The 24,360-nt window shown below is 74.4% G+C and carries 19 protein-coding genes; 10 read left to right on the forward strand and 9 right to left on the reverse strand.

Features of this window, described 5'->3' with window-relative positions:
* Positions 1-10 precede the first annotated feature (10 nt).
* The 5 genes from AB0F58_RS06715 to AB0F58_RS06735 form a co-directional block, all read right to left on the reverse strand.
* Positions 11-1,612: a carboxyl transferase domain-containing protein gene (locus AB0F58_RS06715; RefSeq protein ID WP_357139014.1), complete on the reverse strand. Its 1,602-nt coding sequence runs from the start codon at positions 1,610-1,612 to the stop codon at positions 11-13.
* Positions 1,609-3,363, reverse strand: a complete 1,755-nt coding sequence (locus AB0F58_RS06720; RefSeq protein WP_357139016.1) for an acyclic terpene utilization AtuA family protein — start codon at positions 3,361-3,363, stop codon at positions 1,609-1,611. Before AB0F58_RS06720 ends, AB0F58_RS06715 begins: the two co-directional genes overlap by 4 nt.
* 59 nt (positions 3,364-3,422) lie before the next feature.
* Positions 3,423-4,007, reverse strand: a complete 585-nt coding sequence (locus AB0F58_RS06725) for a TetR/AcrR family transcriptional regulator (protein WP_357139019.1) — start codon at positions 4,005-4,007, stop codon at positions 3,423-3,425.
* Between the two features lie 379 nt (positions 4,008-4,386).
* Positions 4,387-5,136: a metallophosphoesterase family protein gene (locus tag AB0F58_RS06730; protein ID WP_357139021.1), complete on the reverse strand. Its 750-nt coding sequence runs from the start codon at positions 5,134-5,136 to the stop codon at positions 4,387-4,389.
* 103 nt (positions 5,137-5,239) lie between these two features.
* Positions 5,240-5,917, reverse strand: coding sequence for a Crp/Fnr family transcriptional regulator (locus AB0F58_RS06735; protein ID WP_007073398.1), 678 nt, complete (start codon positions 5,915-5,917; stop codon positions 5,240-5,242).
* A 217-nt stretch (positions 5,918-6,134) separates the two neighbouring features.
* On the opposite strand from AB0F58_RS06735, the gene AB0F58_RS06740 reads away from it, so the two are divergent.
* From AB0F58_RS06740 to AB0F58_RS06765, 6 genes are all read left to right on the forward strand, one after another.
* Positions 6,135-6,860, forward strand: coding sequence for an adenosylcobinamide amidohydrolase (locus AB0F58_RS06740; protein WP_357139023.1), 726 nt, complete (start codon positions 6,135-6,137; stop codon positions 6,858-6,860).
* An 11-nt stretch (positions 6,861-6,871) separates the two neighbouring features.
* Entirely contained in the window at positions 6,872-8,029 is a 1,158-nt protein-coding gene (locus AB0F58_RS06745; RefSeq protein WP_357139025.1) for a CapA family protein, read from the forward strand.
* 41 nt (positions 8,030-8,070) lie between these two features.
* Positions 8,071-8,859 carry an endonuclease III gene (gene nth, locus AB0F58_RS06750; RefSeq protein ID WP_357139027.1) on the forward strand — a complete coding sequence of 263 codons (789 nt, stop codon included), beginning with the start codon at positions 8,071-8,073 and terminating at the stop codon, positions 8,857-8,859.
* The gene (locus tag AB0F58_RS06755; protein WP_357139029.1) at positions 8,856-9,539 is read left to right on the forward strand and encodes a TlpA disulfide reductase family protein; all 684 of its coding nucleotides are present in this window, start codon (positions 8,856-8,858) and stop codon (positions 9,537-9,539) included. Before nth ends, AB0F58_RS06755 begins: the two co-directional genes overlap by 4 nt.
* A complete protein-coding gene (locus AB0F58_RS06760) occupies positions 9,536-10,228 on the forward strand; it encodes a CoA pyrophosphatase (RefSeq protein ID WP_357139031.1) in 693 nt (230 codons plus the stop codon). Before AB0F58_RS06755 ends, AB0F58_RS06760 begins: the two co-directional genes overlap by 4 nt.
* A gap of 63 nt (positions 10,229-10,291) precedes the next feature.
* A complete protein-coding gene (locus AB0F58_RS06765; protein WP_357139034.1) occupies positions 10,292-11,470 on the forward strand; it encodes a MarP family serine protease in 1,179 nt (392 codons plus the stop codon).
* Positions 11,471-11,550: 80 nt separating this feature from the next.
* Here the strand turns inward: AB0F58_RS06765 and AB0F58_RS06770 are convergent, their stop codons facing one another.
* The 3 genes from AB0F58_RS06770 to eccCa form a co-directional block, all read right to left on the reverse strand.
* Positions 11,551-12,480, reverse strand: coding sequence for a hypothetical protein (locus tag AB0F58_RS06770; RefSeq protein WP_357139036.1), 930 nt, complete (start codon positions 12,478-12,480; stop codon positions 11,551-11,553).
* Between the two features lie 206 nt (positions 12,481-12,686).
* Complete coding sequence (mycP, locus tag AB0F58_RS06775) at positions 12,687-14,036, reverse strand: type VII secretion-associated serine protease mycosin (protein ID WP_357139039.1); 1,350 nt, start codon at positions 14,034-14,036, stop codon at positions 12,687-12,689.
* Between the two features lie 101 nt (positions 14,037-14,137).
* Entirely contained in the window at positions 14,138-18,109 is a 3,972-nt protein-coding gene (gene eccCa / locus AB0F58_RS06780; protein ID WP_357139041.1) for a type VII secretion protein EccCa, read from the reverse strand.
* Positions 18,110-18,204: 95 nt separating this feature from the next.
* On the opposite strand from eccCa, the gene eccD reads away from it, so the two are divergent.
* Positions 18,205-19,608 carry a type VII secretion integral membrane protein EccD gene (gene eccD, locus AB0F58_RS06785; RefSeq protein WP_357139044.1) on the forward strand — a complete coding sequence of 468 codons (1,404 nt, stop codon included), beginning with the start codon at positions 18,205-18,207 and terminating at the stop codon, positions 19,606-19,608.
* 42 nt (positions 19,609-19,650) lie between these two features.
* On the opposite strand, the gene AB0F58_RS06790 is transcribed toward eccD, so the two are convergent.
* On the reverse strand, positions 19,651-20,157 hold the full coding sequence (locus tag AB0F58_RS06790) for an inorganic diphosphatase (protein ID WP_088981731.1): 507 nt from the start codon (positions 20,155-20,157) through the stop codon (positions 19,651-19,653).
* Positions 20,158-20,667: 510 nt separating this feature from the next.
* On the opposite strand from AB0F58_RS06790, the gene dacB reads away from it, so the two are divergent.
* The 3 genes from dacB to tilS all read left to right on the forward strand — a co-directional run bounded on the left by dacB (position 20,668) and on the right by tilS (position 24,343).
* Positions 20,668-22,134, forward strand: a complete 1,467-nt coding sequence (gene dacB, locus AB0F58_RS06795; RefSeq protein ID WP_357140373.1) for a D-alanyl-D-alanine carboxypeptidase/D-alanyl-D-alanine-endopeptidase — start codon at positions 20,668-20,670, stop codon at positions 22,132-22,134.
* A 113-nt stretch (positions 22,135-22,247) separates the two neighbouring features.
* On the forward strand, positions 22,248-23,312 hold the full coding sequence (locus AB0F58_RS06800) for a zinc-dependent metalloprotease (RefSeq protein WP_357139048.1): 1,065 nt from the start codon (positions 22,248-22,250) through the stop codon (positions 23,310-23,312).
* Positions 23,313-23,323: 11 nt separating this feature from the next.
* Entirely contained in the window at positions 23,324-24,343 is a 1,020-nt protein-coding gene (gene tilS, locus AB0F58_RS06805) for a tRNA lysidine(34) synthetase TilS (protein WP_357139050.1), read from the forward strand.
* The last annotated feature ends 17 nt before the right edge of the window (positions 24,344-24,360 follow it).

A 24,360-nucleotide genomic window follows, 5' to 3' on the forward strand; every position in this document is an offset into this window, starting at 1 on the left:
CTCACGGGAGTCACATCCGGAAGACGCCGAAGGCGTCGGCGCCCCGCACCGGGGCACCGTGCACCACCGACAGGCAGAGGCCGAGGACGGTACGGGTGTCCCGGGGATCGATCACCCCGTCGTCGTAGAGCCGACCGGAGAGGAACAGCGCCCCGGACTCCGACTCGATCTGCTGCTCGACCATCGCGCGCATCGCCGCGTCGGAGTCCTCGTCGTACTCGCGTCCCCGCGCGGCGGCGGCCTGCCGGGCCACGATCGACAGCACCCCGGCCAGCTGCGCCGGCCCCATCACCGCCGACTTCGCGTTCGGCCAGGTGAACAGGAACCTCGGCTCGTACGCCCGTCCGCACATGCCGTAGTTGCCCGCCCCGTACGACGCGCCGAGGTTGACCGTCAGGTGCGGCACGGTCGAGTTCGACACCGCGTTGATCATCAGCGCGCCGTGCTTGATGATGCCGCGCTGCTCGTACTCGGTGCCGACCATGTAGCCGGTGGTGTTCTGGAGGAAGACCAGCGGGGTGTCGGCGGCGTTGGCGAGCTGGATGAACTGGGCCGCCTTCTGCGCCTCCTCGCTGAACAGCACCCCCCGGGCGTTGGCCAGCACCCCGACCGGGTACCCGTGCAACTCGCCCCAGCCGGTGACCAGCGCGGTGCCGTACGCCGGCTTGAACTCGTCGAACTCGCTGCCGTCGAGCACCCGGGCGAGGACCTCACGGGGGTCGAACGGCACCTTGAGGTCGGCGCTGGCGACGCCGAGCAGCTCCTCCGGGTCGTACCGGGGCGGGGCCGGGTGGGCCGTACGCGGCGGCGGGCCCTGCTTGCGCCGGTTGAGCCGGCGTACGCACCGCCGGGCCAACCGGATGCCGTCGGGTTCGTCCTCGGCGAGGAAGTCGGCCAGCCCGGAGCGGGTGGCGTGCATCGCCGCCCCGCCCAGCGACTCGTCGTCGGCGTCCTCGCCGGTCGCCATCCTCACCAGCGGTGGCCCGGCCAGGTAGACCTGCGACCGGTCCCGGATCATGATGGTCTGGTCGGACATGCCGGGGATGTAGGCACCACCGGCGGTGGCGTTGCCGAAGACCACGCTGACCGTGGGGATGCGTGCCGCGGAGAGCCGGGTCAGGTCCCGGAAGACCCGGCCGCCCGGGATGAAGATCTCCGCCTGGGTGGGCAGGTCGGCTCCGGCCGACTCGACCAGGTTCACCATCGGTAGCCGGTTGGCGAGCGCGATCTCCCCGGCCCGGCGGGTCTTGGCGAGCGACCACGGGTTGACCGCGCCACCGCGGACCGTCGGGTCGTTCGCGAGGATCAGGCACTCCACCCCCTCGACCACCCCGATGCCGGTCACCACGCTCGCCCCGACCGGGAAGTCCGTGCCGTACGCGGCCACCGGCGACAGTTCCAGGAACGGGCTGTCCGGGTCGAGCAGCAGCTCGATCCGTTCCCGGGGGAGCAGTCGCCCGCGCCGGTGGTGCCGGGCGACGTACTTCTCGCCACCGCCGGTCCGGGCGGCGTCCAACGCCTCGTCCAGCTCGGCCAGCCGGGCCAGCAGCGCCTCCCGGTTGGCCCGGTGGGCTGCCGAGGTGGGATCGACCGTGCTGCGCAGGACGGTCACGAGTGGCCCCCCGCCACGCCACGGGCCGCCGGCTCGCCATCCGCCCCGCCAGGGGCCGCTGGTGGCGCCGGTTCGGTCGGCGCGGTGGCCGGCAGCAGCTCCGCCGGCAGGTCCACGATCCGGGCCCGGAGCAGTTCACCGAGCGCCTTGGCCTGCGGGTCGAACCGGGTGGAGGCGGCCACCCCCTGACCCAGCAGGCCCCGGAGCACGAAGTTCACCGCGCGCAGGTTCGGCAGCTCGTACCGCTCGACGGCCAGCCCGGCGGTCTCCGGCAGCAGATCGCCGAGGCGTTCGACGGTCAGCCAACCGCGCAGCCAGGCGTAGGCCGCGTCGGTGCGCGCCCAGACGCCGAGATTCGCGTCGCCGCCCTTGTCGCCCGAGCGTGCCCCCACCAGTTCGCCGAGCGCACCGCGCCCGGTGGGGCGGGAAGCGTCCCCTGCCGGCGGTCGTCGCGCTGCCGGGAATCCCTGCCCACCCGTCGCCGGTGGGGGTGGGATCGGCACGCGTTCGCCGGAGGGGAGCACGGCGACGTGCGCGACCGCGTCCTGCGGCACCGTGTCGGAGGTGAAGACCCCGTACGGCGTCGCGTCGCCGGGCAGGGTGGTCAGGGTGCAACCCGGGTAGGAGGCCAGCGCCAGCTCCACCGCGGCGGCCGAGAAGACCCGTCCGGCCCGCGTCCGGTCACCGTCCTTGACGTGTACGTGCAGCAGCGCGCTCGCCGTCTCGGTGTCGCCCGCGTCGACGTGGTCGGTACGGGCCAGGCGGAACTCCAGCCCCTCGGGACCGACCGCCGCCTCGACCTGCTCGCGGACCAGAGCCGCCTTGGCCGGAACGTCCAGTCCACAGAGGACGAAGGTCATCGAGTTGCGGAACCCGCCGAGGTTGTTGACGCCGACCTTCAGGGTGTCCGGCGGCGGGGCGCCCCGGGTGCCGCTCACCCGTACCCGGTCGGGGCCGTCCTGGTGCAGGGCCACCGTGTCGAGTCGGGTCACCACGTCGGGGCCGAGGTAATCCGGCCCGCCGATCTCGTAGAGGAGCTGCGCGGTGACCGTCTCCACGGTGACCGCCCCGCCGGTGCCCGGATGCTTGGTGATCACCGACGAGCCGTCCGGACGCAGCTCGGCGACGGGGAAGCCGGGACGTCGTCCGCCGTCGGGCAGCTCGGTGAAGAAGCTGAAGTTCCCGCCGGTCACCTGGGCCCCGCACTCGATCAGGTGCCCGGCCACGGTGGCTCCGGCCAGTGCGTCGAGGTCCTCGTGCCGCCAGCCGAACCGGGCGATGCCCGGACCGACCACCAGGGAGGCGTCGGTGACCCGGCCGGTGACCACCACGTCCGCGCCCGCCTCCAGGCAGGCCGCGATGCCGAACGCCCCCAGGTACGCGTTCGCGGTGAGCGCGTCCGGCCGGGGCACGGCGTCACCCTCGACGTACCCGACCCGGACGGTGAGGCCCAGCCGGTCGGCGAGTGCCCCGATCGCGGCGGCCAGTCCGGCCGGGTTGACACCTCCGGCGTTGGTCACGATCCGCACGCCCCGCTCCAGGGCGGTGCCGAGAGTGCCCTCCAGTTGCCTGAGGAAGGTCTTCGCGTAGCCGAGGGAGGGGTCACGGAGCCGGTCCCGGCCGAGGATCAGCATGGTCAGCTCGGCGAGGTAGTCGCCGGTGAGGACGTCCAGCTCACCGCCGTCGAGCATCTCCCGCCAGGCGGTGAACCGGTCGCCGTAGAAGCCCGAGGCGTTGCCGATCCGGATCACGCGGTCACCGTCGCGGGACGTACGGGCAGGTCCGACAGGACGACCATGGGTGCCTCCGGTCACGGGGTGAGCAGGGTGGCGAGCTGGCGTTTCCAGGTGTTCAGCAGGGCGGTGCGGCGGGTCGAGTCGTCGGTGAGCAGGTTGGCCACCCCGAGCCCCCGGAGCAGGTCCAGGGTGGCCTGCACCGCCTCACGGACCCCGGGACGCCGTTCGTCCGCGTCGAGCAGTGTGACGGTGAGCCGGTGCATCTCCCGGCCGACCCGGGCCTCCAGGGGCACCAGGGCCGCGCGTAGTTCCGGGTCGGTACGGGCGGCCACCCAGAGTTCGAGGGCGGCGACGAAGAGCGGGCCGGTGAAGGCGGCGGCGAGCATGTCGATCACCCGGTCGAGCCGCTGGGGACCGACCGGCAGCGCCTCGGCCTCGGTCCGCAGCTCCGCCGCGCGACGCTCGGCCAGGTGGACCACGGCTGCGGTGACCAGCGCCGCCCTGGTGGGGTAGTGGTGCAGTTGGGCACCCCGGGAGACTCCGGCGCGGGCGGCGACCACCGTGGTGGTGGTGCCGGACCAGCCGTACTCGACCAGGCAGTCGACGGTCGCCTCCAGCAGCCGGGTGCGGGTGGCCCGGCTGCGCTCCTGCTGCGGCACGCGGCCCGGCTGTGCGGCGCGGCCCGGCTGTGCGGCGTGGTTCGGCTGTGCGGCGCGGCCCGGCTGGGGGGCGTGGTTCGGCGGGGCGGGCACCTGGCCAGCCTGCCGCCGACAAAACAAACAGTCAAGACTGACTTTTTCTGGTGGTGGCGCGGTGCCTCGCCGCAGCAGATCGACCGGTGGCCGGCAGCCAGGTCAGGCCGGCCGGACGCTGTGGAGCTGCCCGCACGAACGGGGCACGGCTGCCCGTCCGTGACCGGGGTCGCCGCTCGGCTGCCTGCCCGGACGGGTGGGGTCGCCCGGCTGCCGCTTGTCGAGCCGTTCCGGTCGGCGGCGGACCCGGCGATCCGGACGCGGGGCGGCCGGAGGGCGGTGGGCGTCAGCGGCCGTCGCGTGGACCGAAGACGGTGAGCGCCTCGGCGTCGTCGTGTCGGGAGCGCACGTACTCGTCGGCCCAGGCGGCTGCCCCCGGATACGCGGACTCGGCGGCCACGCGGGCGCAGGCGACGTCCAGGTCGAATCCGGTGCGGCGCAGCTGCACACCGGGGCCGAGCAGCGCCCAGTGCGCCCCCGCTCCGCCGTACGGCATGCCGACGCTGCCCGGATTGACCACCAGGCGGCGGTGGGCGAGCCGGACGAAGGGCATGTGGGTGTGCCCGCAGACCACCGTGCCCACCTCCGCCGGCAGGGTGGCGAAGACCTCCGTCCACCGGTCGAGCCGGGAGTCGACCAGGACGACCTCCTCGTCGTCGCGCGGGGTGGCGTGGCAGAACAGCACCTCACCCAGACCGGCGACCGGCAGCGTCACGCTGAGCGGCAGCCCTGCCAGTCGGGCCACCTGGTCGTCGCGGAGCTGGCTGGCGGCCCACGGCGTCACCGCGTCCGGGACGGGGAACGTGCGACCGCCGCGTAGCCAGACCAGCTCGCGGTCGGCGTTGCCGCCCACCCAGGCGGCCCGGTCGCCGAGGGTGTCCAGCAGGTCCAGCACCTCGACCGGCTGGGGCCCGGCGGCGATGTCCCCGGTGAGCACGACCAGGTCGGCCGCGACGACGTCCGGTTCGGCCAGGACGGCCTCCAGCGCGGGCAGGACACCGTGGATGTCGGAGAGGACGGCGACGCGTTCCAGCATCAGGTCAGGGTGCCAGCCGACCACCGGCCCGGTCGATGGGTTCTGCGCCGGGCAGAAAACGGGAGGGCACACCCGAGGGTGGCCCTCCCGTGGGAGACCGGGGTCAGACCCGCGCCCGGCGGGCGAGCCGCTCCGGGTCGAGGATGATGATGCTCTTGCCGTCCAGGCGCAGCCAGCCCCGGGACGCGAAGTCGGCCAGCGCCTTGTTGACCGTCTCCCGGGAGGCGCCGACGAGCTGTGCGATCTCCTCCTGGGTCAGGTCGTGGGTCACCCGCAGCACGCCGCCGTCCCGGGTGCCGAACCGACCGGCCATCTGGAGCAGGTTCTTGGCGACCCGGCCGGGCACGTCGGTGAAGATCAGGTCGGCGAGCGAGTCGTTCGTCCGCCGGAGCCGGCGGGCCAGCACCCGGAGGAGCTGCTCGGCGATCTCGGGCCGGTTGTTCAGCCACGGCCGCAGCGCCTGCTTGCGGAGTCGGACCAGCCGGGTGTCGGTGACCGCGGTGGCCGTCGCCGTGCGCGGGCCCGGGTCGAAGAGCGACAACTCGCCCACCATGTCCGACGGGCCCATCACCGCGATGAGGTTCTGCCGACCGTCCGCGGCCCGCCGCCCCACCTTGATCTTGCCGGAAAGCAGGATGTAAAGACTGTCGCCGGGCTCGCCCTCGTTGAAGACCACCTCGCCCTTGCGGACCTCGATCGTCTCCATCTCCTTGGCGAGCGCTTCGGCCGCCTCCGGGTCGACGCCCTGGAAGATCCCACTACGGGCCAGTACCTCGTCCATCGCGCACCTCCGCCTGCGCGTGCCGTCCGTCGGCTGGGTCCGCCGTCCGCTGATCCCGCGCGCGACGCCCAGTCTAGGCGCACGTGAGCGGTAATCAGAGGTCACCCCTGGAAGGTGATCATCGGACGTAACGAAACCGACCTGATCAGACGCTATGATCCACCGCCACGGCCGGCCGGGGAGCGCTCCGGCGGGCGTCGGTCGTAGGGTCACCGGCGTGTTGAGCGAGCCCTTCCTGACCACCCGGCCCGAGGACGGCCGCGACGTCCCGCTGCTGTGCTGGCGCGCCGACCGGCCGCTGTACGGGATCAGTTCCGCCCCGCTCGGCGGCGGCATCGGGGTCCGGCACTGGGTGGTGAACGCGACCGTGCCGATGTCGTACCGCCGGGACGACCCGGCGGAGCACCTCGCCGGCCTGGCCGGACAGCTCGGCCTCGACGGGCCCGGGGTCGGCCTGCTGACCGGCGTGGACGTCGCCGAGGTGGTCGCCCGCGCCGACGACGGGGTGCGGGTCTGGGCGACGGTCGGGCTGGGCACCCCGGTCCAGGCCGCCGCCCCGGCGAACCCGACCGCCGTGGAACCGGTCGGCACGGTCAACATCGTGGTTCTGGTGCCCGTCCGGCTCGGTGACGCGGCGCTGGTCAACGCGGTGGCGACCGCGACCGAGGCGAAGGCCCAGGCGATCGTCGAGCTGGGCTTGCCGGCCACCGGCACCCCGACCGACGCGGTGACCGTGCTCTGCCCGACGGACGGCCCGGTCGACCCGTACGGCGGACCCCGTTCGCGGTGGGGTGCCCCGCTCGCCCGCGCGGTGCACGCGGCCGTCCTGGCCGGTGGTGCCGACGAGGTGGTGCCGTGGTCGGATCGGCTGCGACTGGCGGAGTCCTCCGGATCGGTACCTTCCACCCGATCGGCCATCCCCGGAGGCCCGGCCGACCGGTAGGGTCGCGGACGATGTACGCCGCCGCCTTCCGAGACGCCCGCCGCCCCCGCCGCCGCGCGGCCGCGCTGGGTGCGCTCCTCACCCTGCTGGTCGCCGCCGGATGTGGTCCGGCCGAGGAGAGTCCCGCCTGGCAGCCGGCGGACGGGACGACCGCCGCGCCCGCCCCGGCGAGCCCGAGCGCGCCACCGACGGCGGAGGAGAAGGTCGTCTCGCTCTCCGCCACCGGCGACATCATCATCGGCAACGCGCCGCACCGGCTGCCCCCCAACGGCGGCAAGGGCTTCTTCGACGGGGTCCGGACCGCGCTCGAGGCCGACCTGGTGATGGGCAACCTGGAAGAGCCGCTCACGGTCGACACCGGCACCGGCAAGTGCGGGGCGAACTCCACCCGCTGCTTCCAGTTCCGGGCCCCGCCGGAGTACGCCGCCCACCTCAAGGACGCCGGATTCCACCTGCTGAACCAGGCCAACAACCACGGGTACGACTACGGCCCGGCCGGCTACGAGAACACCCAGAAGGCGCTGGAGAAGTACGACCTGAAGCACACCGGCGCCCCCGACCAGATCACCGTGGTCGACGTCAAGGGCGTCAAGGTCGCGGTCGCCGGCTTCTCGTCGTACGTCTGGTCGAACAGCCTGGTCGACATCGACGCCGCGGAGAAGGTGGTCGAGAAGGCGGCCACCATGGCCGACCTGGTCGTCGTGCAGGTGCACATGGGCGGCGAGGGCTCGGACAAGACCCGGGTGAAGCCGGGGACCGAGATGTTCCTCGGCGAGAACCGGGGCGATCCGGTCAAGTTCTCCCGCGCGATGATCGACGCCGGGGCGGACCTGATCGTCGGTCACGGCCCGCACGTGCTCCGGGCGATGGAGTTCTACCAGGGCCGGCTGATCGCCTACAGCCTGGGCAACTTCGCCGGGGGCGGCAAGTCGCTGAGCAACAACGGCCGGCTCGGCTGGGGCGGCGTGCTCAAGGTGTCGCTCAAGGCGGACGGCACGTTCGTGGCGGGCTCGCTCGCCTCGACGTACATGAACGATCTCGGCAAGCCGGTCCCGGACCCGGACGACCGGGGCCTCGGCCTGGTCAAGACGCTCAGCGGCCAGGACTTCCCGAAGACCGGTGCCCGGTTCGCCGCCGACGGGACGATCTCCGCCCCGGACGCCGGGTAGGCGGGACCGGACGGTCCGCCCGGCGACGTAGGCTGGCCGGCGTGACCACCAGCTCTCCCAGCGTGGCGGAGACCGACCTGGGCCGTAAGCGGCGGGCCCGGCGGATCGGCCGCGCGCTCACCGACGCCCACCCCGACGCGCACTGCGAACTCGACCACTCGAACGCGCTGGAACTCGCCGTCGCGACGATCCTCTCCGCACAGTGCACGGACAAGCGGGTCAACGAGGTCACCCCGAAGCTCTTCGCCCGGTATCCGAGCGCGGCGGACTACGCCGGCGCCGACCGGACCGAGCTGGAGGAGCTGATCCGGCCGACCGGCTTCTTCCGGAACAAGACCGACTCGCTGACGAAGCTCGGCCAGGCCCTCGTCGAGCGGTACGACGGGCAGATCCCCGGAAAGCTGACCGACCTGGTGACCCTGCCCGGGATCGGCCGCAAGACCGCCAACGTCATCCTCGGCAACGCCTTCGGCGTGCCCGGGATCACCGTCGACACGCACTTCCAGCGGCTGGTGCACCGCTGGCGGCTGACCGACGAAACCGACCCGGTCAAGATCGAGCACGCGGTCGGGGCGCTCTTCGAGAAGCGCGACTGGACCATGCTCTCGCACCGGGTGATCTTCCACGGGCGGCGGGTCTGTCATGCCCGCAAGCCCGCCTGCGGTGCCTGCACGCTGACCAAGCTCTGCCCGTCGTACGGGACCGGGCCGACCGAGCCGGCGGCCGCCGCGAAGCTGCTCAAGGGCCCCCGGGCCCGGGACCTGGCGGTCGCCGCCGGGGTCGACCCCGAGATGGTCCCCACCCAGGCGGTCGGGGCGGAGGCGCCGTGAACCGTCGCGTCGCCGCCGCCCTCCTCGCTCCGCTGCTGCTGGTCGCCGGCTGCACCGCCGGGGAGACCGGTCGGAGCGCCGCGCGACCCACGGCGACGGAGGACTCGCCGTTCGCCGACTGCGCCGCGCTGACCGCACCCCCCTCGACGCCGCCCGCCGCGTCGCCCGGACCGTCGGTTCCGCCGGCCGCCCCGGGCAGCCCACCCGCGAACGCACCCGACCCGACCACCGGGGCGGCCGGGTCGCCGGGGCCGGGCCGGGGCCTGCCCGACCTGAGGTTCGCCTGCTTCACCGGCGGCACCGAGGTCTCCCTACGGGCGGTACGCGGACCAGCGGTGATCAACCTGTGGGCCTCCTGGTGCCCGCCCTGCCGGAAGGAACTCCCCTCGTTCCAGCGCCTGCACGAGCGGATGGCCGGGCAGGTGCACGTGATCGGGGTGAACACCTTCGACGACCGTCCCCGGGCGGTGTCCGTCGGTGCGGACTTCGGCGTGACGTTCCCGACCCTGGTCGACACCGACCAGCGGTTGCAGCGCGCGCTGGCGCCGAACGTCCTGCCGATCACCCTCCTGGTTGACGCGCAGGGGCGGGTCCGGCACCAGGACGTCTCCGGCGCGATCGACGACGCCCGCCTCGCCGACCTGGTCCGCCGCCATCTCGGCCTGGACGTGCCCGCATGATCCGTCCCCTGCCCGGATGGATGGACCCGCTGCTCGCCCGGCTCGGTACCGCCCGCGTGGAGGACTTCACCACCCTGCCCACGCCGGACAGCGGCGGCCGGCAGAGCGCCGTGCTGGTTCTGCTCGGCGAGGAACCGGGCGTCGGGCCGGACGTACTCGTCCTGCAACGGGCCGCCACCCTGCGTAACCACGCCGGTCAGCCGGCCTTTCCCGGCGGAGTCGCCGACCCGGGTGACGCCGATCTGGTCGCGACCGCGCTGCGCGAGGCGAACGAGGAGGTCGGCCTCGATCCGGACAGCGTCACCGTCTTGGCCGAGCTGCCGAAACTCTGGATCCCGGTCAGCGACTTCGTGGTCACTCCGGTCCTCGGCTGGTGGCACCGGCCGCACCCGGTCCATTCCCGGGAGCCGGCCGAGGTCGCGCACGTCGCCCGGCTCCCCGTCGCCGAGCTGGTCGACCCGGAGAACCGGCTGCGGGTACGCCATCCGAGCGGCTGGATCGGGCCGGCCTTCTCGGTACGCGGCATGCTCGTCTGGGGATTCACCGCAGGCGTGCTCGCCGCCGTGCTGGAGATGGGCGGCTGGGCCCGGCCCTGGCCCCGGGACCGGGTGGTCGACCTGCCGCCGACGGCCGCCACCCCGGCACCCTCCGCCGGCACCGACGAGGCGGACGAACTGGCCGGTCGCTGACGGCGTCGGGCGGCTTCCGCGACGAGCGTCGTCGTCGGTGTCCGGTGCCCGTACGCTGGACGGGTGTCGCCCGTTGATCTCTTTTTGCTGCTGCTCATGCTCCTCTTCGCGATCAGCGGATACCGCCAGGGGTTCGTCATCGGGGCGCTCTCCTTCGCCGGCTTCTTCCTCGGGGCCCTGCTCGGCCTCCAGGTCGGTCCCCTGCTGGCGCAGCGACTCACCGACAGCGCCGCCCGGGTGATCGTCGCGCTGGTCGCGGTCTTCGGACTGGCGGTGCTGGGTCAGACCCTCGCCGGTTGGGTCGGCTCGCACCTGCGGCACGCGATCACCAGCCGCGTCGGCCGGCGCGCCGACGACATCGGGGGGGCGCTCGTCTCGCTGTTCGCGGTGATCCTGGTGGCCTGGCTGGTCGCCGTGCCGCTGGGGTCGTCGTCGTTCCCCTGGCTGGCCTCCTCGGTCCGGAACAGCGCCCTGCTCACCGTGGTCGACCGGGTGATGCCGGACCAGGCCCAGCAGTTCTCCACCGCGCTGCGGGACACGGTGGACACCAACGGTTTCCCGGACGTCTTCGGTGACCTGGCACCCACCCGGGCCCGGCAGGTGTCCCCACCCGACCCGGCGCTCGCCGGCTCCCAGGTGGTCGCCAACGGCCAGCGTTCGGTGGTCAAGGTGCGCGGCTACGCGCCGAGTTGCAGCCGCCGGATCGAGGGATCCGGATTCATCTACGCCGAGGACCGGGTGATGACCAACGCGCACGTGGTCGCCGGCACCCGTGACGTCTCGGTGGAGCGCAACGGCGAGCGGTACGACGGTCGCGTGGTGGTCTACGACCCCGACCGGGACCTGGCCGTGCTGCACGTACCGGATCTGCCCGGTCCGGCCATGCGGTTCGCCGCCGACCGGGCGGGGAGCGGGGCGGACGCGATCGTCCTCGGCTTCCCGCTGGACGGGCCGTACGACGCGCAGTCGGCCCGGGTGCGGGACGTCGACCAGATCACCGGTCCGGACATCTACTCCTCGGGGGACGTCACCCGGGAGGTCTACACGATTCGGGCGCTGGTGCGCAGCGGCAACTCCGGCGGTCCGCTGGTCGCGCCGAACGGACTGGTGCTCGGGGTGATCTTCGCGGCGGCGGCGGACGACCCGAACACCGGCTTCGCGGTCACCGCCGAGGAGGCCCGCCCGGTGGCCCTGGCCGGTGCGGAGCGGACCCGGGCGGTCGACACCGGCGACTGCACCTGAGCCGGCGCTCCGTCGTGCCACCCGGGCCGGGGGAGTGGTGGGGTCCACCCCTCCCCCGCGCCGGGGTCGCACGGGGTGGGTCAGCCGAGGAACTTCTCCATGGCGGCCTCGATGGCACCGGTGTCTGGCGAGGCGTAGGCCTTCATCGTGGACTTGTTGTAGGTGACGAAGGACGGGCAGCGGACGGCCGGCGCGTTGATGGTGCCGCCGTCGCCGATCTTCTGCGCGGTCTTGGCCGCGTAGTAGGTGAGGGTGTACCGGGACGACACGTAGTCGATCGTGATGATCTTGTCCGAGCTGTCCTTGAGCTGGCACTTGCGGCCGGCACCCTCGCTGCCGTCCTGGTACTTCAGGCAGCCCACGACGCTGACCTTTTCGAATTCGTCGCTCTTGGCGTAGTACGACTTGCCGTAGCCGGTCGAGCGGAGCGACCAGCTGTCCGGCCGGGTGGGGCTGTTGTAGAAGGTGTACGCCTTGGAGCCGGCCGGTGCGGAGTAGGCGGCGGCGTTGAGGACCGGGTTGCCCGCGCAGACCGCGTCGAAGTCGCTGGAGTACCGGGCGGTCACCGCGTTGTTGTTGTTCGGCGTGTCCTCCTGGGTCTCGCTGGGCGACGGGACGGTGCTCGGTGCGGTGTCCCCGCCGGGGGCCGAGGTGGTGGCCACCGGTGGGGCGGCGGGCTCGTCGTCGTCACCGTTCGCCACGATGACACCGACGCCCACGCCGCAGAGCGCCAGCAGCGCCACCGTCGCCGCGCCGACGCCGAGACCGACCATCAGGCCCTTGTTCTTCTTCGGCGGCTGCACGGGGGTGGCGTACTGCGGCGGTGCATATCCAGGCTGCTGCTGGTAGCCGGGCTGTCCGTACCCGTACGGGTCCGGCTGACCGGAGATCGGCTGACCGGGCGGTGGCCCCCACGGCTGCCCGGAGACCGGCTGGCCCGGAGGCGGTCCCCAGGGCTGCCCGGCGTTCGGATCGGACGGTCCTCCATACGGAGGGTGACTGTCGCTCATCTTTGGCCCTTATCGCTGTAGGCGGTGCGCTGGCACCCGGATCACTGTCACGATAAACAGCGATGCAAATTGCCTGCTCACCGGCATCTCCTGTAATCAGGTAGCCGATAGGGCATGCTTAGTGACCGTTAAGTAGAAATGGGGCCGGGTGCCTCGTCCGGTGGCTGACGGTCATGATCAGATCACCAGGACGCGTACGGCGGGGATCAGTGGTGCTGCGGCCGGCGGAACCGCCGCGCCACCAGGACCGTGCCGGTGACCAGGATGACACCGAGGAGCACGCCACCCCACAGCCGGCCCGGACCCATCGCCTCGGCGTCACCGGCGGCGCGCGCCGTCCACCCGTCCCGCCGGGCGCCGACGAGACCGAGCCGGTCGGCGTCGGTGCCGGAGGTGTCGGCCACCCCCGGGGCCCGGCCGAAGCCCACCTCGCCGGGCGAGGAGTGGTCGTCGAGCGGATTGCGCGGCACCACGGGGACGTCCCGGGTGAGCGCGGCGACCGGGTCGAGCCGGCCGAAACCGAACCGGTCGTCCCGGCCGGCGGGGCCGATGTCCCGTGCGGTGGTGATCAGCCGGTTCACCACGTCACCGGCGGACATCTGCGGCCACCGGGCGCGCAGCAGCGCGGCGGCGGCGGTCACCAGCGGCGCGGCGAAACTCGTCCCCTGCACCCGCCAGTAGCCGCCCGGTCGGGCGCCCACCAGCCCGGTCGCCGGCGCGGACAGCACGGTCTCCGGGCCGGTGACGGAGCCGGACCAGAGGTCGTCGCTGCTGCGTTCCAGGCCGGCCACCGCGACCACCCCGGGCTCCCGGGCCGGGTACCAGACCCGCCTGTCGGCGGAGACCGCCACGTTGCCCGTGCAGGCGATCACCACCACGTCGCGCGCGAACGCGTAGTCCAACGCCGCCGCCAGGGCCGCGCTGTCCCCGCCCCCGCCCAGCGACAGGTTGATCACCCGCGCGCCGTTGTCCACCGCCCACCGGACTCCCTTGGCCACGACCAGCGCGTCGTCGTAGCGGTTCTCCTTGTCGAGCACCCGGACCGGCAGGATCTTCGCGTCCGGCGCGAGGCCGACCACCCCGCGACGGTCGTCCCGCCGCCCGGCGATCAGGCCCGCGACGGTGGTCCCGTGTCCCACCGGGTCGGGTTCGGCCGCTCCGTCGGAGGTGACCAGGTCGAGGCCGGGAAGTACCTGGCCCACGAGGTCCGGGTGGCCGGCGTCCACGCCGGAGTCGATCACCGCGACCGTGACCCCGCGCCCGGTGGACGTCCGCCAGGCGGTTTCCGCGTCGAGCGCGTCGAGCTGCCACTGGTCGTCGCGGACCTGGTCGACGCGGGCGGGGGCACGGACCGGATCGACGACGACCGGCCCGGGTGGCAGCCGCGTGCCGACCGCCAGAGCCGGCGGGACCGGGGCGACGAAGGCGGTCCGGGGGAGCGGGGCGGCGTGCACGGGGGCCGCGGTGAGCGGGACGGCCGTCGCGGCCACGGCGAGCAGGACACGACCGGTGAGCCTCCGGGCCCCGGTAGCGCACCGCCGCCGCACCGCAGTCACACCCTCAGCCCATCCGTCGTGCCGGACACATGATGCTCGGAGGTTACCTGTTCGCCGGTCCACTCCGGCCCCTGTTCGCCGCATTCACTCGCCTCGGGTGGTCACATCGGAGGGAGGTACGCGATCTGCACGAGGCGTACCCCCTCCCGCCGGGTCACCAGCCGGCCCCGACCGGGCGGCAGCGGGCCGGGGCGGACCGGTCCCACCAGCGCGCCCTCCTCCGGGCTGCCGGTCATCACCAGGCCCGCCGTGGAAAGCTCCCGCAGCCGCTGGACGATCGGCTCGTACTGGGCCCGGGCCGCGCCGCCCGAGCGCCGCGCCAGCACCAGGTGCAACCCCACGTCCCGGGCCTGCGGGAGGTACTCCTCCAGCGCGCGCAACGGGTTGGCCGGTCCGGTCGCGACCAGGTCGTAGTCGTCGACCAGGACGAACAGCTCCGGCCCGGACCACCAGGACCGGTCCCGTAGCTGCCCGGCGGTGACCTCGGGGCCGGGCATCCGGCGCTGCATGTAGCCGGCGACCGACTCGATCAGTTCGGCCGTACCGGCCGCCGCGGTGCCGTAGCCGATCAGGTGGTCGGTCTCGATCGCGCCGAGCAGGCTACGCCGGTAGTCGACCAGGATCACCCGGGCCTGCTCCGGGGTGAACCGCCGGGTGATCGAGGTGGCCAGCGCGCGCAGGAACGACGACTTGCCGCACTCCGCGTCCCCGAAGACCACGAAGTGCGGGTCGGCGGCGAAGTCGAGCACCACCGGCCGCAGGTCCGCCTCGGCGATGCCGACCGGCAGCCGCAGTCCGGTCGACCCGGAGAGGTCCAGCTCCGCATAGGACAGCACCGGCGGGAGCAGCCGTACCGCCGGTGCGGCCGGACCGGCCCAGGCCGCCGCGACCGCCTTCACCAGGTCGCCGGTGTCCCCACCGGGGGCGGCCAGCCGCGGTACCGCGCCCAGGAAGTGCAGCCGTTCGGCGGTGATGCCCCGCCCCGGGGAGTTCTCCGGTACGTTCGCCGCCGCCTGCCGGGCGACGCCCGAGTCGGACGGGTCGCCGAGGCGCAACTCCAGGCGCGAGCCGAACAGGTCCCGGATCGCCGGTCGGAAGTCCAGCCAGCGCAGCGCGGTCGCCACCACGTGTACGCCGTACGCCAGGCCCCGGCCGGCCAGGTCGGTGACCGGCCCCTCCAGGTCGTCGTACTCGCCGCGCAGCGTGGTCCAGCCGTCCACCACGAGGAAGACGTCGCCGAACGGGTCGGTCACCGGCTGCCCGGCGGCGGCCAGCGCCGCCCGCCGCTGCCGGTAGGCGGCCATCGACTCCACGCCCAGCTCCGCGAAGCGCTGCTCCCGCTCCGCCAGCAGGGTGGCGACCTCCCCGACGGTACGCCGCACCGACGTCGGGTCGGCGCGTCCGGCCACCCCGCCGACGTGCGGCAGGTCGCGCAGCGCGCCCAGCCCGCCGCCGCCGAAGTCCAGGCAGTACACCTGCACCTCGTACGGGGTGTGGGTGAGCGCCAGCGTGCAGATCAGCGTGCGCAGCAGGCCGGACTTTCCGCTCTGCGGCGCGCCTACCGCGGCGACGTGCCCGGTCGCGCCGTCCAGCGCCAACCAGAGCAGGTCGCGGCGCTGGTCGTACGGTCGGTCCACCAGCGCCACCGGCACCTGGAGCGCGCCGTGCAGCTCCGGATTGCCGAAGGCGAGGCCGCGTGCCGGGTCGACGCCGACCGGGCCGAGCAGGTCGTCCAGGGCCGGCGAGGTGTCCAGCGGGGGCAGCCACACCTGGTGGGCCGGGGGCCCCTGGCCGGCGATCCGCCCGACCAGCACGTCCAGCAGGCTCGCGCCGCTCTCCCGATCGTCCCCGGTCGGTCCGGGCGACGGGCCGGCCGGCTCGGGCACCGGCACGAGGTGGGTGGAGAAGGTGAGCAGCCGGGGCGTGCCGGCGCTGCCACCGCCCCCGCCGCCACCGGGCCGGCGTACCGCGCCGGAGACGTACGCGGCCCGGAACCGGACCAGCGGTTCGGTGCCGGAGCGCAGGTAACCGTGGCCGGGGGAGCGGGGCAGCTCGTGCGCGTCCGGCACGCCGAGCACCGTCCGGGACTCCAGCGCGGAGAAGGTGCGCAACCCGACCCGGTACGACAGGTGGGTGTCCAGCCCGCGCAGCCGACCCTCCTCCAGCCGCTGCGAAGCGAGCAGCAGGTGCACCCCGAGGGACCGGCCCAGCCGGCCGATCTGCACGAACAGGTCGATGAAGTCCGGCTTGTGGAACAGCAGCTCGGAGAACTCGTCGCAGATCACCAACAGCGACGGCAGCGGGGCGAGCGGGGTCCCCGCCGCCCGGGCCCGTTCGTAGTCGCGCAGGCTGGCGAAGTTCCCGGCCCGACGCAGCAGCTCCTGGCGGCGGGTCAGCTCCCCGTTGAGCGCGTCGGCCATCCGGTCCACCAGCGGGAGCGCGTCCTCCAGGTTGGTGATCACGGCGGCGGTGTGCGGTAACCGGTCGAACGAGGCGAAGGTGGCCCCGCCCTTGAAGTCGATCAGGACGAAGTTGAGCACCTCCGAGCTGTGCGTGGCGGCCAGCCCCAGCACCACCGTGCGCAGCAGCTCCGACTTGCCGGACCCGGTGGCCCCGATGAGCAGTCCGTGCGGCCCCATGCCGTCCTGTGCGGACTCCTTCAGGTCCAGCTCGATCGCGCCGCCGTCGGTGCCGACGCCGATCGGCACCCGCAGCCGGTCACGGGGGGCGCGGGGCGTCCAGCCCTGCTCGACCGAGAAGTTCTCCGGGTCGCCTAGGCCGAGCAGCTCGGGCAGGCCCAGTTCGGTCCGGGTCGGCGCGTCGGACCCGGTGACCGTGGTCGCCAGCCGCAGCGGGGCGAGTCGTCGGGCCACCGCCTCGGCGTCGGTGATCGGAAGCTGGTCGGCGGTGCCCACCTCGGCGTGCGTGTCGGCGGCGTGCGAGTGCAGCCGTCCGTCGCGTACCTCCAGCACCAGGGTGGTCCGGTCGAGCAGGCGCGGCGGCGGGGTGTCCAGGTCGACCACGGTGACCGCGTCGACGCCGCCGTCGGAGGTGAGGTGCGCGGCGCCGGTCAGGTCGGCGCCGTCGAGCACCACCACCACGTGCGGCCCGTCGGTGGCCGGCCCGACCGGGCTGAACCGCGAACGGCTGCCCAGCACCTCGCCGAGGAGTCGTTCCAGGTCGGCCGCGGCGCTGGTGACCAGGCGGACCGGGCCGAGCGCGTCGGCGCGCCCCGGGTGGTGGGCGTGCGGCAGCCACTTGACCCACTCCCAGGCCCTCCGTCGCTCCGGGCCGACGCAGACCGCGACGAGCAGCTCGTCCGGGGCGTGGAAGACGGCGAGCTGGGTCAGCATCGCGCGGGCCAGCGCCTGCGCCGACGGCGAGCCGGTCGTCCGGGCCGTCGGGTCGTCGAGGTCGCCGCGCAGATGGACCCGGGCGAAGCTGCGCAGGGAGAGGGCCACCGGCAGGTCCGGCACCACCGAGTAGGCGTCGAGGAAACGGCGCAACGCCCCGGCGGTCATCGGTTCCAGCTCCTCCAGCGGCCGGGTGGTCGGGGGCACCAGCGGGGTGGCCAGGGTCTGCGGCCCGAGCGCGACCCGGACGACCGCGAAGTCCGGGTCGGTGGGGCGACGCTCCCAGACCCGGTGGCTGTCGACGGTGGACCAGAGCCGGGTCGGGTCCGGGTGCCGGTAGAAGAGGCCGGCGCGTTGCCGGTCGGCGTTCCGGCGGACCTGCCGGCGCAGCACCGAGAGGTGCCGCAGGTACTCCCGCCGGGCGGCCATCATCTCGGACCTCTTCGGGGTGCCGGCGGCGCTGCCCCAGGTGGTGACCAGCATGGCCAGTGAGGAGAGCCCGAACATGCCACCGACCACGTACGAGTACGTCCCGCCGCCCCGGCCGAACATCATCGCCATGGCCACCGTCCCGCCGAGCATCGGCAGGAGCATCAGCAGCTGCTGCCACCGGCCGGCGGTGACCTCGGGGATCTCCGGAGGCCCCTCGACCGGGAGGTCGCCGACCGGGATCTCCGGGGCCGGGCGTCTCGGCGGTCGCTTGATGACGACAGTGGACACGCACCCTCCCCCATGCGCTCGGTAACCCGAGCCTGGCTCATGGTAGGTAAAGTGCTGCCGTCCGCGCGCGCCGCATGACAGGGAGTGAGACATCGATGACAGCTGGGCTCGCCCGCGTCACGATCAGCGCGCCGCAGCGGCGGTTGGACGTGGCCCTGCCGGAGCAGCTGCCGCTCGCCGAACTCCTCCCCGAGGTGCTGCGGCACGCCGGTGAGGGGCTCGCCGACGACGGCGAACGGCACGGCGGCTGGGTGTTGCGCCGCACCGACGGTGCCGTGCTGGCGACCGGTCAGGCGCTGCACGCCCAGGGCGTCCGCGACGGCGAGGTGCTGCACCTCGTCCCGGCGCACGCGCACTGGCCCGAACTCGAGTACGACGACGTGGTGGAGGTCATCGCCGACGGCGCGCGTCGCCGGGGTGCCGCCTGGTCACCGGCGGCGACCCGGGCCACCGCGCTGGCCGGGGCCGCCGTGCCGCTCGCCGTCGGGCTGGTCGCGCTCACCGCCGGCGGTCCCGCCCATTCGGCGGACCAGCTGGTCGCGGCGGTGGTGGCCGTCCTGCTCACGGCGGCCGGCGGCGTCGCCTCCCGGGCGTACGGGGACGCCACGGCCGGGGCCACCCTGGGCGGCTACGCCCTGCCGTACGCCTTCGTCGCCGGGGCGCTGCTGGTCAGCTCCGGTGACCCGGTCTCCCCGTTCGCCCCGTTGCCCTGGCTCGGCGCGCCCGAACTGCTGGCCGGCTCCGTCGCGCTGCTCCTCGTCGCGGTGCTCGGCCTGCTCGGCGTCGCCGCCAGGCTGCGGGTCTTCGTCGCCGGGGCGACGGTCGGGCTGGTCGGCGCGGCGACCGCGTTGCTCGGCCTCGCCCTCACCCCTGCCGGTGCCGCCGCCGTCCTGCTCGGCCTCCTGGTCTTCGCGGTCGGCGTGCTGCCGCTGCTCGCCATCCGCCTCGGCAAGGTTCCGCTGCCACCGATCACGCTCCCGGTCGGCGCCGACGCCGGTTCCCGTCCCGGCGTCCGTGACCTGCCCCACACCGGTCGGGTGCACGCGGCGGTGGCCCGCACCGAGGAGACGTTGGCCGGGATGCTGCTCGGGCACGCGGTGCTGGCGGTGGCCGCCGCGTTCGTGCTCACCGCGACCGGCGGGACCGCCGGCCGGATCCTGGTCGCCGTCGCCGCGACGGTGCTGCTGCTGCGGGCGCGTCTCTTCGTGGCGCTGCGGCAGCGGGTGCCGACCCTGGCCGCCGGGCTGGTCGCCCTCGCCGTGCTGGGTGTCGCCCTGGTCGACCGGGCCGGCCCGGGGGCCCTGCTCGGGCTGGTCGCCGCCGGGGTGGTGCTCGCGTTGCTCACCGTGGCGGCCGGCACCACGTACGCGCAGCGCCCGGTCTCGCCGTACCTCGGGCGGGCGGCCGACCTGACCGACACGCTGCTGGTGGTCGCGGTGGTCCCGGTGGCCTGCGCGGTGCTCGACCTGTACGACCGGGCCCGGGGGCTGCTCGGCTGAGCGGCTCCCGGGCCCGGTGCGGTCGGAACTGTCCGACTACCGTCAGTGCGTGGCCTCGCCCCGCGCCACCGCCTCCTGGTGCCGCCGGTACGACGCCCGGATCTCCGCCTCGGCCTCGGTGCGCCCCACCCAGGTCGCGCCCTCGACCGACTTGCCGGGCTCCAGGTCCTTGTACACCTCGAAGAAGTGCTGGATCTCCAGCCGGTCGAACTCGCCGAGGTGGTGGATGTCGCGCAGGTGCTCCTGGCGCGGGTCCTCGTAGGGCACGCAGAGGACCTTGTCGTCGCCGCCCTTCTCGTCGGTCATCCGGAACATGCCGATGGTGCGGCAGCGGATCAGGCAGCCCGGGAAGGTGGGCTCGGGCACCAGCACCAGGGCGTCCAGCGGGTCGCCGTCCTCGCCCAGGGTGCCCTCGATGAAGCCGTAGTCGGCCGGGTACTGCGTGGACGTGAAGAGCGTGCGGTCCAGCCTGATCCGGCCGGTCGCGTGGTCCACCTCGTATTTGTTGCGGTGACCCTTGGGGATCTCAACCGTGACGTCGAAATCCATCTCACGCTCCCTACGTTTGCCGACGCTGGCTAACGAACAGCGACACCCCCGGACGGGGCGATGCGCACCCGCCGGCGTCGGGCGCCGCATAGTCTTCGGACCGAAGTAGTGTCGCCCAAGCCGTTTTTCGTGGGGGAGGAGGGGGCTGTGGGGAGGGAAGACTCACACTACCGCCCGGGAGGTGACCGTGCTCCGGGTCGGCCGGAGCGGGTCACCGGGCGGGTGGTGGTACCCGGGGCGCACGGCCCCGCGCAGGGGTCGTCCGCGCCGGTCGACGACGCTCCCCGGCCGGACACCCCCGGTACCGGACGGCCGCCGCCCCCGATCTACCGGCCGCCGGCCCGTCCCGCGGCCCCCGGCAGCATTCCGCCCGTCGGTGCCGCCTTTCCGGGGTCCGCCGGGACGCCCTCCGGCGCGCCCGCCGTGACCGGAGCCGCCTTCCCGGCGTCCGCGGGGACACCCTCCGGCATCCCGCTGGCGACCGGGGCCGCGCCGCCCGGTCCGCCGCCGGTGGCCGACCCGGCGCCCGACGGCGGCGGGGCGACCCCACGCCGACGGCGCACCCTGCTGGCGGCGCTGGCGACCGTGCTGCTGCTGGTCGTCGCCGGGGTCGGACTGGTCGTGGTCCGGCCCGGCCCGGTGGCCGGCTGGCTCGGCGACGACGCCGAGCCGAGGACAGACGCCCGGGAACCCGAGGCGGCCCCGGTTTCCGTGCTGGCGCTGCCGGCCGCCACCGCCGCCGTCCCGACCGCGGCGGGAATGCGGGCCGCGCTCGACCCGCTGGTCGGCGCGACCGCCCTGGGCGGTCGGGTCAACGTGTCGGTCACCGACGTCGTCACCGGCCAGGAGCTCTACGGCCGGGGCGCGGACGACGGCACCGTGCCCGCCTCCGTCACCAAGCTGGTGACCGGCGTGACGGTGCTGGCCGCACGCGGTCCCGGGTACCGGATCGACACCCGGGCGGTGGCCGGGGCGGCACCCGGCGAGGTGGTGATCGTGGGTGGGGGCGACCCGACGCTCGCCATCGACGCCAACGGCTTCTATCCCGGAGCGGCCCGCCTGGACCTCCTCGCCCAACAGGTGAAACAGGCCCTCGGCGGGACGCCGCCCAGCAAGGTGACGGTGGACTCGACGCTCTTCCCCGGCCCCGTCCACGAGCCGGGCTGGGACGCGGACATCCCCACCGGGGGGTACGGCAGTGCGATCACCGCGCTGATGACCGACGGGGCGCGCCGCGACCCGGACGCCGGCCCGAAGGGGGCGCAGCGTTACCAGGATCCCGACCTCGCCGCCGGACGGGCGTTCGCGAAACTCCTCGGTGTACCGACCGGAACGGCGGTCACGCGGGGGAAGGCCCCGACCGGTGGTGGCGAGGCCGCTCCCGTCGGGTCGCCCGCTCCCGGCACCGAGCTGGGCAAGGTCGAGTCGCCCCCGATGATCCGGCTGGTCGACATCATGATCACCGACAGTGACAACGTGGTCGCCGAGGCGCTGGCCCGTCAGGTCGCCCTCGCCCGTGACCAGCCGGCCTCGTTCGTCGGGGCGTCCGCCGCGATGGACCAGGTGGCGACCGAACTCGGGCTGCCCGCCGACGAACTCGCGCTGGCCGACGGCAGCGGACTGTCGCGTACCAACCGGATCAGCCCGTCCCTGCTCACCGACCTGATCGCGCTGGCCGGCAACGGCACCCGCCCCGAGCTGGCCGGGATCTTCGGTGGACTACCGGTGGGCGGCTGGTCCGGCACCCTCGACAGCCGGTTCGACGCACCGGACACCCGGGTCGGCGCGGGCGTGGTGCGGGCCAAGACCGGGACGTTGACCGGGGTGCACGCGATCGCCGGCCTGGTCACCACCACCGACGGCCGCCTGCTCAGCTTCGCGGTCCTCACCGACCGCACCCCGCCGGGCACCCCGGACGCCACCCGACTGGCCCTCGACCGGATCGGGGCGGCGCTGGCCGGCTGCGGCTGCCGCTGATCCCCTCCGCGCCCAGCGCCGTTGCGCCCCGGCCCCGCCCGGCGGGGCCGGGCCCGGCCGTCCGCGACGCGAGCCGGGGTGGGGGTGTGCCCGGCGCGGGTACGGTGGGGTGCATGGCGCAGTTCGTGGACTGGGATCTGGCCGCCGCCACCGCGGGGGCACTGGGCAAGTCGGGGCCCCGGGTCTCGTACGCAGAGGCGACCGAGGTGGTGGGCGACCTCCGGCGGCTGACCGACGAGGCGGCCGGGCACGTGGCCGAGTACACCGGCCTGCGTGCGCAGGTCGCGCACCCCCCGGTGCGGGTGGTGGACCGCCGGGACTGGGCGGCCACCAACATCGCCGGGCTGCGCGAGGTGATCACCCCGCTGGTCAGCCGGCTCTCCGGTGACAAGCAGCCGGGCGCGCTCACCGAGGCGATCGGCTCGCGGCTGACCGGGGTGCAGGCCGGCACCGTGCTGGCCTACCTCTCCGGCCGGGTGCTCGGCCAGTACGAGGTCTTCTCCGCCGACCCGGGCCAACTGCTCCTGGTCGCGCCCAACATCGTCGAGGTCGAGCGGAAGCTGGCGGCAGACCCCCGCGACTTCCGCCTCTGGGTCTGCCTGCACGAGGTGACCCACCGGACGCAGTTCACCGCCGTCCCGTGGATGCGCGCCTACTTCCTCGGGGAAGTGCAGGCCTTCGTCGACGCCTCACAGGGTGGCGAGCACCTGCTGGAGCGGCTGCGGCGCGGGGTCGCCACCCTCTCCGACGCGATCAAGGACCCGGAGAGCCGGGCCAGCGTGCTGGACATCGTCCAGACGCCGGGCCAGCGTGCGGTGCTCGACCGGTTGACGGCACTGATGACCCTGCTGGAGGGGCACGCCGAGTTCGTGATGGACGGCGTCGGCCCGGAGGTCATCCCGAGCGTGGAGCGGATCCGGGCCGGGTTCAACCGGCGCCGGGAGGCGGGCAACCCGCTGGAGAAGGCGATCCGCCGGCTGCTCGGCGTGGAGGTCAAGATGCGCCAGTACGCCGAGGGGCGCAAGTTCGTGCACGGCGTGGTCGAACGGGTCGGCATGGCCGGCTTCAACCGGATCTTCAGCTCCCCGTTGACCCTCCCCCGGCTCGAGGAGCTGGGCGATCCGGACGCGTGGGTGGCCCGGGTGCACGGTCCGGCCGGGCCGCTGCCGACAGCCTGACCTCGCCGGCCGTGGCCGCGCTCGCTCCGGCGGTGGCCGCGATCCGCGTCGCCGTCCGCCGGGCACTGGTCGGTTTGCCGGATTCCGGTCCGGTCCTGGTGGCCTGCTCCGGTGGCGCCGACTCGCTCGCCCTCGCCGCGGCCACCGCCTTCGTCGCGCCCCGCCTGGGCCGCCCGGCCGGGCTGGTCACCGTCGACCACGACCTTCAGGCCGGCTCCGCCGCGCGGGCCGCCGCCGTGGCGCGGTGGGCGGAGGAGACCGGTTTCGCCCCGGTGGAGGCCGTCCGGGTACGCGTCGCGGGCCGTCCCGGCGGCCCGGAGGGGGCCGCCCGCGAGGCGCGCTACCAGGCGCTGGCCGAGGCCGGCCGACGGTACGGCGCGAGCGCCCTGCTCACCGGGCACACCCGGGACGACCAGGCGGAGACGGTACTGCTCGCCCTGGCCCGGGGTTCCGGGCCACGCGGCCTGGCCGGCATGCCCCCCCGCCGGGACCTGTCCGGGGTGCCGCTGCTGCGGCCGTTGCTGACGGTCAGCCGGGAACAGACCCGGCGGGCGTGTGCGGTGCTCGGGCTCACGCCGTGGGAGGACCCGCACAACGTCGACCCGTCGTACGCCCGCGCCCGCGTCCGCTCCGACGTGCTGCCGGTGCTGGTCGCGGCGCTCGGCCCGGCGGTGCTGGAGAACCTCGCCCGGACGGCCCGACTGGTCGCCGCCGACAACGCCGCCCTCGACGACCTCGCCGCCGCCGCGCTGGCCGCCGCCCGGGTGCCGGCCGGTGGCCGCGTCGGGACCGGGGACGACCCGGCCCCGGGTGGGCTGGTCGTGCCGGCGCTGGCCGGGCTCGTGCCCGCGGTGCGTACCCGGGTGCTGCACGCCTGGGCCCGTGAGCTGGGCGCTCCGGCGACGGCGCTGTCGCACCGGCACGTCGCCGCGCTCGACGCGCTGGTCACCGACTGGCGCGGGCAGGGCGCCGTGCACCTGCCCGGCGCGCTGCGGGTGGTCCGCCGCGACGGTCACCTGGTGCCCGCCTGAGCCGCCGACCCTCAGCG

The organism is Micromonospora sp. NPDC023956, assembly GCF_040639195.1.
In the GTDB taxonomy this organism is placed as follows: Bacteria; Actinomycetota; Actinomycetes; order Mycobacteriales; family Micromonosporaceae; genus Micromonospora.